The organism is Sulfitobacter sp. UBA4523 (genome assembly GCF_002388305.1).
GTDB classification, from domain to species: domain Bacteria; phylum Pseudomonadota; class Alphaproteobacteria; order Rhodobacterales; family Rhodobacteraceae; genus Sulfitobacter; species Sulfitobacter pontiacus.
This window is the reverse complement of the sequence record NZ_DGMH01000050.1, coordinates 128,823-140,765: the sequence shown is the minus strand read 5'-3', so window position 1 is coordinate 140,765 and position 11,943 is coordinate 128,823. Positions and strand designations below refer to the sequence as shown.

Sequence of the window (11,943 nt, the reverse complement as noted above, 5' to 3'; positions counted from 1 at the left end):
GCGGTGTTGGGCATGAGCACACAATAGCGGCCGGCCAGCGACAGATAGGTTGTCAGCGCGGCACCTTTGTTGCCACGTTCCTCTTTAACGACCTGCACCAGCAGGATCTGACGCACCTTGACGACTTCCTGGATTTTATAGCGCTTGGGCCGTGGCTTGCGCGCGGTCCGCAGATCGTCGTGGTCATCGTCATCCGCCACGGATTCGATGCTGTCATCCTTGGAGGACGCATCTTTAGCCTTGGGGCTATCGTCGCTGTCATCCGCGTCGTCGCTGTCGTCCTGATCATCGGCATCAGGTTTTGCGGCGTCTTTCGCATCTGCTTTGGCGGCCTTGGGCGTGTCACCCTCTGCCTTGCTGTCATCGCCGTCTGGCTCTTCGATAGGCGTTTCGGCAACCCGCTCCATCGGAGAGGAGCCTTCTTCATCGTCCAGATCGACGGTCTGCATGCCGTTGATCTGATCGCTGTCGGTGGCATCGGCGTCTTTGCTGACGGTCGCGTCATCGGACACGGTGTCTTCGGCCTTGGACTTGCTGCGGCTGCGCGAGCGTGTCCGGCGTTTGGGTTTTTCGTCTTCGTCTTCCTTGGCGGCCTGCGCTTCGGCATAGGCACGCTCTTCCTCCATCAGCGCCAGACGGTCGGCGACGGGGATCTGGTAGTAATCGGGGTGAATTTCCGAAAAGGCGAGGAAACCATGACGGTTGCCGCCATAATCCACAAACGCGGCCTGCAACGAAGGTTCGACCCGCGTGACTTTCGCGAGGTAGATATTGCCAGCTAGCTGGCGTTTATTCTCTGATTCAAAGTCAAATTCTTCGACCTTGTTTCCGTCAACCACAACAACGCGAGTTTCCTCAGCGTGGGTGGCATCGATAAGCATTTTCTTAGGCATAAATCCATTTTGCACAGCTGCGCAAACAGCAGCCCCGGTGGGGCGCTGCGAGGCAGGGTATGTCTTGTCAGGGCGATGGGTGACGCGGCTAAAACAGGGCCCAAAAGGCCGCCTGTCTGTCTGCTCTTGGCGTCTGCACGCGTCATCGCGGTTCTTCTCCGACATGAGTGGTGCGTACCGCGCCCCCATATCCATTAATTTACTGCGGTTGTCCGGCCAAAGGCACGGCGCAATCGTCAGCGGTTCTTGAGCCTTTTTTAAGGGCCTAATCGGTCTGCCTGGTCACCACATGCCGGGGAACCGAGGCATCGAAACTGTCTGGGGTCTGGCTTGCCATCCAAAGAGGCAAACAGCCCTACCTACAATTAACGGCAGAAGGCACCAAATGACAATGGGAAATCGCGTTTAGCGGCTTTGCAGATACGGGGGCCGATAGCGGTATCACGCCCCCCGCCGCCTTGCTTGACAAGCGTCGGTGCTATGGGAAAAGCTTTGCCGGCGGGTTTATGCCCGTGCCGCAGCCCTGTGACGGGATGCACAAAAATAAGACAGATAAGGATGATACGAATGCATATTTCCCTGCGCGCAGCCCTGTGCCTGCCGTTTCTGGCGCTTGCCGCCTGCGAAGACATGAGCACGACCGGCGGCAGCGACCCCGAGGGCCCGTCCAAGCGCAGTTGCATCCGTGCCGTGGAAAAACACACCGGCAAATCGGGCGGTACGCTCAACACGACCATCCCTATCGTCGAGACGGGCCAGTATATTGTCGATATCCCCGGCGGCCCGTCTTGGACCTGCTACACCGATGAGACCGGTGCAGCACGCGAGTTGATCGAGACGCGGCTCGGCTGAGCCTTTCTTCAAAATGCGGCGCTCAGAGGTAATCCGAGCGCTGCAAACCGTATTTCGCCATCTTCTCGTTCAGCGTCCGGCGCGGCAGGCACAACTCCTCCATCACACTGGCGATAGACCCTTTGTGCCGGCGCATGGTATTGTCGATCAGCATACGCTCGAAGGCCTCGACGTATTCCTTCAAGGGCTTGCCGTCGGTGGTCATCACCGGCTGCATCTCTTCGTGGTCCGACATCAGCAGTGATGCGATAGAACCGGACCCGCGACGCGACTGCAACACAGCGCGTTCTGCCACATTGATCAATTGGCGCACGTTCCCGGGCCAGGGCGCTTGCAACAGTTGCGCGGCCTCTTGCGCGGAAACCTGCGGAGTCTCGCAGCCATATTCATCCGCGAATTCTTCGGACAAACGTGTGAACAACGTCAGAATATCTTCGCCCCGTTGGCGCAGCGGCGGCACGGTGATGCGCAGAGCGGCCAGACGATAGAAAAGGTCAGAACGCAGCGCATCTTCGGAGGTGCGCCCCGCTTCTTGCAGGTTCGAAATCGCAACGATCCGCGTTTCCGCAGGCGTGCCTTGGTCGTTGATCGCACTCAGAAGACGGGCTTGCAGCGTCTCGCTGAGCGATTCAACACCTTCCAGCACCAAGGTACCGCCGCGGGCCTCCTCGATCGCGGGAAGCTGGGCGTCTTCAGGCATCATCGGACCAAACAAACGCTTGCTCAATGCGTCTTCCTCTAGCGCACCGCAGCTGACCAGCACGAACTTCTTGCCCGCGCGCGATCCCACAGCATGCAGCGCGTGCGCCACCAGTGTCTTGCCCGTACCGGTTTCACCATCGATCAGCACATGGCCGTCGGCTTGACCTAGATCCAGAATATCCTCGCGCAGCCGCTCCATCACAGGTGAGCCGCCGATGAGCTTTTTCATCAACTGGCTGCCGTCAGACAGTTCACGACGCAGGGCGCGGTTGTCCATGACCAGACGGCGCGCGTTGGTGGCCTTCTTGGCCAGTTCGCTCATCCGGTCGGGGTTAAAGGGCTTTTCAAGGAAGTCGAACGCGCCGACGCGCATCGCCTCGACCGCCATGGGCACATCGCCGTGGCCGGTGATCATGATCACGGGCAGCGCGCTGTCGGTCCCCATCAGCTTTTTCAGGAACTGCATGCCGCCCATGCCGGGCATCTTGATGTCGGAGATCACGATACCGGGGTAATCCGGCCCCAGTGTTTTCAACGCATCCTCGGCGCTGCCGAACGTCTCTGTGTCATAGCCCGAAAGCGCCAGCCACTGGCTGATCGACTGACGCATGTCTTGTTCATCATCAACGATCGCGATTTTCATTGCCTGAGCCATTGGTTTACTCTGCCGCCTGTGTCTTCTCTGTGCTGTCCATAATGGGCAGCTGCATTTCAAAAACCGCACCGCCATGTTGGCCGTTGCGGGCTGTCAGCCTGCCCCCCAGATCGGATACAATACCCGACGAGATCGCAAGCCCCAACCCGACACCATCGCCGGGCTGCTTGGTCGTGTAAAACGGCTCGAACAGGCTATCGAGATCTTCGATCCCGGGGCCATTATCGCGCACGGTAAGCGTCGCCGTCTCACCCGCTGATAGTATAATCTCTACCGTCGGGTTTCGTTCCGATTTGGTGGCATCCAATGCGTTGCGCAAGAGATTGACCAATACTTGTTCGATCCGCATGCGGTCCCCCATCACCTGAACAGGCGCTGCGGGCAGGATACGGTTGATCTGCACCTGACGCTGACGTAGCTGCGGCTCCATCATTGACAAGGCAGAGGCAAGCGCCTCCCCCATATCAAAGGGCGAAAACTGCTGCTGGCCCTTGCGTGCATAGCTTTTCAGCTGCCGCGTGATGGCCCCCATGCGTTCGATCAGATCGTCGATGCGCCCGAATGACGCCAGCGCTTCCTCCAGCCGGTTGCGCTGCATCAACAGACGCGCGCCCGCCAGATAGGTTTTCATCGCGGCCAGCGGCTGGTTCAGCTCGTGGCTGACGGCGGCGGACATTTCGCCCAAGGCGGCGAGCTTGCTGGATTGTTCCAGCGTCTGCTCGGCCACGGCCAAAGTCTGCTGCACCCGTTTGCGTTCCGCCACCTCGCGCTGAAGGGCGGCGTTCAGCGCGCGCAGCTCGGCGGATTCACGCTGAAACAGCGCCGCGCGCCCCGCCGTCCGACGGCTGAGAGCATAAAACGTCAGCGCCAGCAGGATCGCAAAGCCCATCACCTCAAGCGCAAGCACCCCGTTCACCTTCTCGCGGACCGAGGCATAGGTGGTGTAACTCGTGATCCGCCAGCCCCGAAACGGTATCCTCGACGACAGACGCATCACCGCCTCGCCCTGCAGATAGGCATCGGCGGGCAATGCGGTCCAATCGGCGGTGGCCTTGATCGCGCGCTCGATGGCGCTTTGCGGGGTCTGGTTCGACAGAGCCTCGCTTTCCGTCAGACCGCGCCAGCGCGGTTCGGTCGCCATGATGATGTCACCCGTGCTGTCGGTGACAATCACCGCATCCGAGATACCGGCCCAGGCCCGTTCAAACCGTTGCAGATCCACCTCGGCCGCGATCACTCCAAGGTTGGTACCGCCTTCCTGAATACGGCGCGAATAGAAGAACCGGTAGCCGCCGGTATCACGGGGAATAACGCTGAACACGGTCGAATTCGATCGCAGCGCGTCAACAAAATACGCCTCTTGCCGGTGCGAGGCCCCCAACCGGTTGCGGTCGGTCGCTGCCACCGTGCGCCCATCGATATCATAAAGCATCAAGGACGCCGCGCCGATCTCCTCTACAAAAGAGATCAATCGCTGGGTCGACAGGGAATAATCAGATCGGGTCAGCGCCTCGATCAAGGCGGGATCGCGCGACAAAAGCTGTGGCACAATCGCGTTCTGGCGCAGCTCGGCCAGCAGGTTGCCGCTGTAGAGCGCGATCCGAAGCTCGGCCCGGTTACGTGTGCTTTCGGTAAAGCGATCGGTCAGCAGCTTGTTGGTGACCGAAATCGTGGCCACCGCAATGACCAAAAGCAAAGCAACCGCCAGCCGGACGCGCCAGCTGACAGATAAAGGGGCTTCACTAGAGGACGCAGACCGAAACATGGCGGCAATCTACGCGTCCTCACCGGTGCACTCAAGTCACGCTGTGACCAGAGACCCCGCCAATGCGCGGAAGAGCGCCGCCCCGTCCGTGCCCCCATGCCCCGCATCCGCGGCGCGTTCGGGGTGTGGCATCATCCCCAGCACACGACGGTTCGACGAAAGGATGCCCGCGATGTCGGACTGCGACCCGTTGGGGTTATCGCCATAGGTAAAGGCAACACGATCCTCGCCATGCAGTTTAGCAATCGTATCGCCATCGGCAAAATAATTGCCATCGTGGTGTGCGATCGGGATGTCGATCATCGCACCGGCCTCGTAGCCCGATGTGTAATCGCTGTCCGCCGTGGCCACGCGCAGCGGCACGGTGCGACAGATGTATTTCAGCCCCGCATTGCGCAGCAGTGCACCGGGCAGCAGACCGGTTTCGGTCAGCACCTGAAAGCCGTTGCAGATCCCCATGACATACCCGCCACGCTCCGCATGGGCCGCCACTTCGCGACAGATCGGAGAATTCGCCGCAATGGCACCGCAACGTAGATAGTCGCCATAGGAAAACCCGCCGGGCACACCCACAATATCGACGCCCTCGGGCAGGCTCGTGTCCTTGTGCCAGACCATCGACACTTTGGCACCGACCGCCTTGAATGCCACCGCCAGATCGCGGTCACAGTTAGAGCCGGGAAAAACGATGACCGCTGCGTGCATCAGCTCATCTCCACTGTGTAGGATTCGATCACCGTATTCGCGAGCAGCTTTTCACACATCGCCTCGACGTCGGCCTTGGTTGCGCCCTCGTTCAGGTCCAGCTCGATCACCTTGCCCTGACGCACGCCATTGACGCCTTCAAAGCCCATGGCCCCAAGCGCGTGGCGCACGGCCTCGCCCTGCGGATCCAGAACACCGTTTTTCAACATCACATGCACCCGTGCTTTCATGACGCGTCCCCTATCTTCATTTTGCAAAATAAACTCATCTGCGACGCCAGCCTAGTTGATCAACGTCGGTTTCATCATCGGTGTCGACGTCTTGGGCATGACCCCCAAACGTCGGGCGACTTCGGTATAGGCATCCGTCAGCGACCCCAGATCGCGGCGGAACACATCCTTATCCAGCTTCTGGCCGGTTTCGATATCCCACAGACGGCAGCTGTCGGGGCTGATCTCGTCGGCGACGATCAGACGCTGGAAATCGCCCTCGTAGATCCGGCCCACCTCAAGCTTGAAGTCTACCAGCCGGATGCCCACGGCCATCATCACGCCGGACATGAAATCATTGACCCGCAGCGACAGGCTCAGGATGTCTTCCATGTCCTGCTGACCGGCCCAGCCAAAGGCGGCGATATGTTCCTCGGTGACCAGCGGATCGCCAAGGTCGTTGTTCTTGAAGTGATATTCCACGATCGGGCGCGGCAGTTGCATGCCCTCGTCAATGCCAAGCCGCGTGGACAGATCCCCCGCCGCATAGTTGCGCACGACGATCTCGAGCGGGATGATCTCTGCCTGACGGATCAGCTGTTCGCGCATGTTCAGACGTTTGATGAAATGTGTGGGCACGCCGATGTTGTTCAGGCCGGTCATGAAGAATTCGGACAGGCGGTTGTTCAGCACGCCCTTGCCTTCAATCACCGCTTTTTTCTCGGCGTTAAAGGCGGTTGTGTCGTCTTTGAAGTGCTGGACAATGGTCCCCGGTTCCGGTCCTTCATACAGGATCTTCGCCGTACCTTCATAGATTTTCGTGCGACGGGCCATGCACATCCCTTCCAGACAACAGGCCGGTTGGAATACCCATCAGCCATTTCTAGCCTGTCACATAGTCCAAGCGCCCCTGCCACGCAAGCGCGCGCCCTGCCCTCATGGCGGTCATGCACGCAGAAACCATGGCAGCGGCTCATGACGATCATGAGAATAATGAAGTTGCGTCATGAGGGGCGTTGTGGGAAACGGCAAAATCACCCATTTAGCGGAGCGTTTTGATGTCCAACCCCCTCACCGATCTTCTGGCTGAAAAAGGCACGCTGCTGGCCGATGGTGCCACTGGCACGAACCTGTTCAACATGGGCCTGATGTCCGGTGACGCGCCAGAGATGTGGAACACCGAACAGCCGCAAAACATCATCAAGCTGTATCAGGGTGCGGTGCAATCGGGCAGCGATATCTTCCTGACCAACTCCTTCGGCGCGAATGCCTCGCGCCTGAAACTGCATAATGCCGAAAAACGCGCCCATGAGCTCAGCCGCGTGTCCGCCGAGCTCGCGCGCGAAGTCGCGGATAAGGCCGGTCGCAAGGTCATCGTTGCAGGCTCCGTCGGCCCCACAGGCGAGATCATGGAGCCGGTCGGCCCCCTCACCCACGCGCTGGCGGTCGAGATGTTCCACGAAACCGCGGACGGGCTGAAAGCCGGTGGTGCCGATGTGGGCTGGCTGGAGACGATCAGCGCCCCCGAGGAATACCGCGCCGCCGCCGAAGGCTTCAAGCTGGCAGGGCTCGACTGGGTCGGCACGATGAGCTTTGACACAGCTGGCCGCACCATGATGGGCATGACATCCGAGGCGATGGTCGACATGGTGCATGACCTCGATTATGGCCCCCTGGCCTATGGGGCCAACTGCGGCACCGGCGCGTCGGATGTGTTGCGCACGGTGTTGGGGTTCGCCTCCAAAGGCATGCCGACGCCGATCGTATCCAAAGGCAACGCGGGCATTCCGAAATACGTCGAAGGCCACATCCACTATGACGGCACGCCCGAACTGATGGCCGATTACGCCGAGATGGCCCGCAACTGCGGCGCGTCGATCATCGGCGGCTGCTGTGGCACCATGCCGGAACATCTGGTGCATATGCGCGCCGCTCTCGACAGCCGGCCCAAGGGCGACGCCCCCACGCTGGAACAGATCGTCGAGGCCCTTGGACCGTTCTCTTCGGCCAGCGATGGCACCGATGGCGAAGGCCCCACCCGCGCACCACGCCGTGGCCGCCGCCGGGGTTAATCCCCGAACAGATCCAACTGCGCGCTCGCCCGTTTGGGCGGGCGGAACAGATCGCAGCGCATCGGCGGCAGGAGCGTATCCAGCCCCAACCGTTTGACCGCCAAGGTAAACCGCTGCGCAATCATCTCGGCATAGGGGCCTTCGCCGCGCATCCGTCGGTGCCAATTTGCGTCATACTCCTTCCCTCCGTGCATCTCGCGCAGCCGCGCCGTGATGCGACCCGCGCGGTCAGGGTAATGCGCCGCCAACCATTCCTGCATCAAGGGCGATACCTCGCGCGGCAAGCGCAGCATGATCCAGCTGGCCGCGACGGCCCCCGCATCGCGCCCCGCTTCCAAAATCGCCTCAAGCTCGGGATCGGTCAGCGCCGGCACCATGGGGGACGCCATCACCCGCACCGGAATGCCTGCCTCTGCCAAACGTTCGATCACCCGCAACCGGCGTTTCGGTGCAGGCACCCGCGGCTCCATCAACCGCGAAAGCGTCGCATCCAGCGTCGTCACCGACACGCCCACACGGCACAGCCCGCGCGCCGCCATATCCGACAGAATATCAATATCCCGCTCGATCAGACTGCCCTTGGTCACAATGGCAACGGGATGGTTCGCATCTGACAACACCTCAAGCAGCGCGCGCATGATCCGATGCTCTTTCTCGATCGGCTGATAGGGATCGGTATTCGTGCCAATCGCAATGGGGGCGACCTGGTATTTCTTCGCCGCCAATTCTCGTTTCAACACCTCGGGTGCCTCGGGTCGTGCGATCAACCGCGTCTCGAAATCCAGGCCCGGCGACAACCCCAGATAGGCATGGCTGGGCCGCGCGAAACAATAGACACAGCCGTGTTCGCACCCGCGATACGGGTTGATCGACCGGTCAAACGGCAGGTCCGGCGACTGGTTGTAGCTGATCACGGAGCGTGGAATTTCAACGCTCACCTGGGTGCGCAAGACCGGCAAAGGGTCATCATCGCCCGCCCATCCATCGGCCACAGCGCTGACGGTCAGCGGCTCGAACCGGCCCGGGCGGTTGCTGGATGTGCCCCGTCCGGGCAGTCTGTATTTGCGCTGTGCCTGATCCATTCAAATCTTTTGGAACAAATTGGGAACATGGTCAAGTATATTGGCCCAAGCCATTGTTTTACAGCACGATTGAGCGTAATTTCCCAACAACCAAAGCGTCGCACGCGGTGCCGGGTTTGTCGCAAAAAGCACGAAGCTTTCGGCGCGTATGTGACAAAAAGGCACAAGCCCGCGCGGGTGAGTTAACCGATGAGGAACGACTATGTCGGATGAAGACGAAATTATCCTTGCCGATCTGGACGACGAAGAACTTGTTCAGCAGATGTTTGATGATCTCTATGACGGTCTGCGCGAAGAGATCGAAGAAGGGGTCAATATCCTGATCGAACGCGATTGGGCACCCTATGATATTCTGACCAAGGCGCTTGTTGGCGGCATGACCATCGTCGGGGCCGACTTCCGCGACGGTATCCTCTTTGTCCCCGAAGTGCTTCTGGCTGCGAACGCGATGAAAGGCGGCATGGCGATCCTAAAGCCGCTGCTGGCCGAAACCGGCGCGCCGCGCGTGGGCAAGATGGTGATCGGCACCGTCAAGGGCGACATCCACGACATCGGCAAGAACCTTGTGTCGATGATGATGGAAGGCGCGGGCTTCGAGGTTGTCGATCTTGGCATCAACAATTCGGTCGAAGCCTATCTTGAAGCGATGGAAACCGAAGGGCCGGACATCCTTGGCATGTCCGCTCTCCTGACCACGACCATGCCCTATATGAAAGTCGTGATCGACACGATGGTCGAACAGGGCATCCGTGATGACTATATCGTACTGGTCGGCGGGGCCCCGTTGAACGAAGAATTCGGCAAGGCCATCGGTGCCGATGCCTATTGCCGCGATGCCGCCGTCGCGGTGGAAACCGCCAAGGAATGGGTCGGGCGGAAACACAACGCCGCAAAGGCGTAAGCAGTTGATCTAGAACATAAAGGCCCTTCCCTACCGGAGGGGCCTTTTGCATGACGGAGCGTGAGATGAAGCCGCCCTCGGACCGTGATCTGACAGAAAAAGGCCTGCCGCTCGCCCCGCAGACGGGCCGCATTCTGCTGATCGCCTGCGGGGCGCTGGCGCGGGAAATTCTTGACCTGAAAGAGGCGAACGGCTGGTCGCATCTGGACCTGACCTGTCTGCCCGCCAAGCTACATCTTTACCCAGAAAAAATCACCGACGAAGTCCGCGCAGCCGTTAAGAAACATCGCGACAAATACGACGATATATTCGTTGTCTACGCCGACTGCGGCACCGGCGGATTGCTAGAGGCGGAGTGTAAGAAACTTGGCGTGCAGATGGTCGCCGGGCCGCATTGCTATAGCTTTTTTGAGGGCAACGACCGCTTTTCCAAGATCTCGGAGGACGAGATTACCACCTTCTATCTCACCGATTTTCTGGTCCGCCAGTTCGACGCTTTCATTGTAAAACCCATGGGGCTCGACCGGCACCCCGAACTGCGCGATATGTACTTCGGGAACTATGAAAAGCTTGTGTATCAGGCGCAAACAGATGATCCCGCGCTTACCGACAAGGCGAAAACATGCGCCGATAGGCTCGGCCTTGCCTTTGAACGGCGCTTTACCGGCTACGGTGATCTGGCGCGCACGCTCAAGGCGCTCTGATCTTCATTTTGCCAAGTAAACTCAACTGGCACAGCCGTCGCCACAGCCCGCAGGCGCGCGTTCAACCCTGCTGTGCAGCCTCGCCGCGAATCCGTTCGATCATCGCGGTCAGCCCGTTCGACCGCTGCGCTGACAGATGTTCGTTCAACCCAAGGCGCCCCATCTCGGCACGGGCATCGATGGCGCTGACCTCGGCCGCGGGTACGCCGTTATACAGTTTTTGAAGCACGGCAATCAGACCTGAAACGATCATCGCATCGCTGGCCCCGTCGAAATAGAGCACGCCATCCTCGAACTGCGTGTGCAACCAGACCTGACTGGCGCACCCATCTACTTTGGTTGCGGGCACGCGCAGCTCTTCGGTCAGCGGCTCCATCGCCTTGCCCAGATCGATCACATGGCGATAGCGGTCTTCCCAATCGTCCAGAAACTCGAAATCCTCGACCAGTTCTTCAAATGCCTCTGTCGCCACGGTGCGTCCCTCTTTTCGCTTGCCAAACAGGTAGGTTGCACGATGCCAAAGGTCCACCCCCTTCCCAACGGGTCTGGGATGGGTTAGTCAAATATTACCGAAATTTCTACGGCGGACCCCATGCGCAAGACCTTTTCAGCCATCTTGGTATCGACCCTTGTTTTGACAGGCTGCGCGACCGTGCGCGACAGCCGTGTGAACCCGTTCAACTGGTTCGGGACCGCGCGGTCTGAACCGATCACCCGTCAGGAAGCCTCGACCAACCCTTTGATCCCGCAGCGGACCGGATTGTTCTCCTCCTCGCGGAATAAAGAGGTGGTATATGCCGGTCGCCCCTTCGACCAGATCATTGATCTGACGATCGAAGAAGTACCGGGCGGTGCCGTCGTGCGCGCCACCGGTCGCGCAGATCGTCAGGGCATTTACGAGGTGCAGCTGACCCCCGCGAACGAAGACGAGCTGCCAGTGGACGGCGTTCTGACCTACCGTCTTGAAGGGGTAGAACCAAGCGAGGCGACCGCCATCGGCACGCCCCCCACCCGCGAGGTTACGGCCGGCCGCAAGCTGACCAACCAGACGCTGGCTGGGGTGACGACCATTCGCGTCGAAGGGCAGCGCAACGCCATGACATCGCGCCGCTGAACCCAAAAAAATCAATAAAAACCAAAGGGTTGAGCGTTAAAGCTCAACCACTTTCAGATCGGACCCGACCGCGGTCAAAGCGATCTCGCCGTTGCACAGTCGCAGCGCATCTTCCCCGAATACCTCGCGTCGCCACCCTTTAAGTGCGGCCACATCACGCAGCCCTGCGGCGATCCCGTCAAGATCCGCAGCGGGGGCGATCAGCTTGGCCGCAACCCCTGCGCTTTCGGACTTGGCCTTCAGCAAGACACGCAGCAGATCGGACAGCGCCGGATTGACCTGAAGCTTG

12 protein-coding genes and 2 pseudogenes are annotated in these 11,943 nt (G+C 60.0%); 5 read left to right on the top strand and 9 right to left on the bottom strand.

The features are described 5' to 3' along the window. Positions 1–893: pseudogene (locus B3849_RS12115) on the bottom strand (S1 RNA-binding domain-containing protein); the annotation flags it as partial. 567 nt (positions 894–1,460) lie between these two features. Here B3849_RS12115 and B3849_RS12110 point away from each other — a divergent pair. Next, on the top strand, positions 1,461–1,745 hold the full coding sequence (locus tag B3849_RS12110) for a hypothetical protein (RefSeq protein ID WP_037944345.1): 285 nt from the start codon (positions 1,461–1,463) through the stop codon (positions 1,743–1,745). Positions 1,746–1,767: 22 nt separating this feature from the next. Here the strand turns inward: B3849_RS12110 and B3849_RS12105 are convergent, their stop codons facing one another. From B3849_RS12105 to purC, 5 genes are read right to left on the bottom strand one after another with little or no spacing between them, the layout of a single operon-like run. Then, positions 1,768–3,102 carry a sigma-54-dependent transcriptional regulator gene (locus tag B3849_RS12105; protein ID WP_009824697.1) on the bottom strand — a complete coding sequence of 445 codons (1,335 nt, stop codon included), beginning with the start codon at positions 3,100–3,102 and terminating at the stop codon, positions 1,768–1,770. Positions 3,103–3,106: 4 nt separating this feature from the next. Next, positions 3,107–4,867: a sensor histidine kinase gene (locus B3849_RS12100; RefSeq protein ID WP_037944346.1), complete on the bottom strand. Its 1,761-nt coding sequence runs from the start codon at positions 4,865–4,867 to the stop codon at positions 3,107–3,109. A gap of 36 nt (positions 4,868–4,903) precedes the next feature. Beyond that, positions 4,904–5,572, bottom strand: coding sequence for a phosphoribosylformylglycinamidine synthase subunit PurQ (gene purQ, locus B3849_RS12095; RefSeq protein ID WP_005853697.1), 669 nt, complete (start codon positions 5,570–5,572; stop codon positions 4,904–4,906). Next, the gene (purS, locus tag B3849_RS12090) at positions 5,572–5,802 is read right to left on the bottom strand and encodes a phosphoribosylformylglycinamidine synthase subunit PurS (protein ID WP_005853698.1); all 231 of its coding nucleotides are present in this window, start codon (positions 5,800–5,802) and stop codon (positions 5,572–5,574) included. The genes purQ and purS overlap by 1 nt, the downstream gene beginning before the upstream one ends. A gap of 51 nt (positions 5,803–5,853) precedes the next feature. Beyond that, positions 5,854–6,615, bottom strand: coding sequence for a phosphoribosylaminoimidazolesuccinocarboxamide synthase (gene purC, locus B3849_RS12085; RefSeq protein WP_005853701.1), 762 nt, complete (start codon positions 6,613–6,615; stop codon positions 5,854–5,856). 224 nt (positions 6,616–6,839) lie between these two features. On the opposite strand from purC, the gene bmt reads away from it, so the two are divergent. Then, positions 6,840–7,853: a betaine--homocysteine S-methyltransferase gene (bmt, locus tag B3849_RS12080; protein ID WP_005853702.1), complete on the top strand. Its 1,014-nt coding sequence runs from the start codon at positions 6,840–6,842 to the stop codon at positions 7,851–7,853. Here bmt and B3849_RS12075 read toward each other — a convergent pair. Then, positions 7,850–8,935 carry a PA0069 family radical SAM protein gene (locus tag B3849_RS12075; protein WP_286780219.1) on the bottom strand — a complete coding sequence of 362 codons (1,086 nt, stop codon included), beginning with the start codon at positions 8,933–8,935 and terminating at the stop codon, positions 7,850–7,852. The genes bmt and B3849_RS12075 overlap by 4 nt on opposite strands. A gap of 202 nt (positions 8,936–9,137) precedes the next feature. Between B3849_RS12075 and B3849_RS12070 the strand changes: the two genes are divergently transcribed. Continuing rightward, a complete protein-coding gene (locus B3849_RS12070) occupies positions 9,138–9,836 on the top strand; it encodes a corrinoid protein (protein WP_005853706.1) in 699 nt (232 codons plus the stop codon). Between the two features lie 50 nt (positions 9,837–9,886). Beyond that, the gene (locus B3849_RS12065; protein WP_414718046.1) at positions 9,887–10,540 is read left to right on the top strand and encodes a DUF1638 domain-containing protein; all 654 of its coding nucleotides are present in this window, start codon (positions 9,887–9,889) and stop codon (positions 10,538–10,540) included. Positions 10,541–10,601: 61 nt separating this feature from the next. Here the strand turns inward: B3849_RS12065 and B3849_RS12060 are convergent, their stop codons facing one another. Next, positions 10,602–11,012 carry a SufE family protein gene (locus B3849_RS12060; protein ID WP_286780218.1) on the bottom strand — a complete coding sequence of 137 codons (411 nt, stop codon included), beginning with the start codon at positions 11,010–11,012 and terminating at the stop codon, positions 10,602–10,604. Between the two features lie 120 nt (positions 11,013–11,132). Between B3849_RS12060 and B3849_RS12055 the strand changes: the two genes are divergently transcribed. Next, positions 11,133–11,654 carry a hypothetical protein gene (locus tag B3849_RS12055; protein ID WP_037944349.1) on the top strand — a complete coding sequence of 174 codons (522 nt, stop codon included), beginning with the start codon at positions 11,133–11,135 and terminating at the stop codon, positions 11,652–11,654. Between the two features lie 36 nt (positions 11,655–11,690). Here B3849_RS12055 and B3849_RS12050 read toward each other — a convergent pair. Next, positions 11,691–11,943 (bottom strand): annotated as a pseudogene (locus tag B3849_RS12050) (ribonuclease D); the annotation flags it as partial.

Excerpts from the sequence above, each read along its gene's own strand:
- B3849_RS12110 (WP_037944345.1), top strand. The coding sequence starts at position 1,461 with ATGCATATTTCCCTGCGCGCAGCCCTGTGCCTGCCGTTTCTGGCGCTT.
- B3849_RS12105 (WP_009824697.1), bottom strand. The coding sequence starts at position 3,102 with ATGGCTCAGGCAATGAAAATCGCGATCGTTGATGATGAACAAGACATG.
- B3849_RS12100 (WP_037944346.1), bottom strand. The coding sequence starts at position 4,867 with ATGTTTCGGTCTGCGTCCTCTAGTGAAGCCCCTTTATCTGTCAGCTGG.
- purQ (WP_005853697.1), bottom strand. The coding sequence starts at position 5,572 with ATGCACGCAGCGGTCATCGTTTTTCCCGGCTCTAACTGTGACCGCGAT.
- purS (WP_005853698.1), bottom strand. The coding sequence starts at position 5,802 with ATGAAAGCACGGGTGCATGTGATGTTGAAAAACGGTGTTCTGGATCCG.
- purC (WP_005853701.1), bottom strand. The coding sequence starts at position 6,615 with ATGGCCCGTCGCACGAAAATCTATGAAGGTACGGCGAAGATCCTGTAT.
- bmt (WP_005853702.1), top strand. The coding sequence starts at position 6,840 with ATGTCCAACCCCCTCACCGATCTTCTGGCTGAAAAAGGCACGCTGCTG.
- B3849_RS12075 (WP_286780219.1), bottom strand. The coding sequence starts at position 8,935 with ATGGATCAGGCACAGCGCAAATACAGACTGCCCGGACGGGGCACATCC.
- B3849_RS12070 (WP_005853706.1), top strand. The coding sequence starts at position 9,138 with ATGTCGGATGAAGACGAAATTATCCTTGCCGATCTGGACGACGAAGAA.
- B3849_RS12065 (WP_414718046.1), top strand. The coding sequence starts at position 9,887 with ATGACGGAGCGTGAGATGAAGCCGCCCTCGGACCGTGATCTGACAGAA.
- B3849_RS12055 (WP_037944349.1), top strand. The coding sequence starts at position 11,133 with ATGCGCAAGACCTTTTCAGCCATCTTGGTATCGACCCTTGTTTTGACA.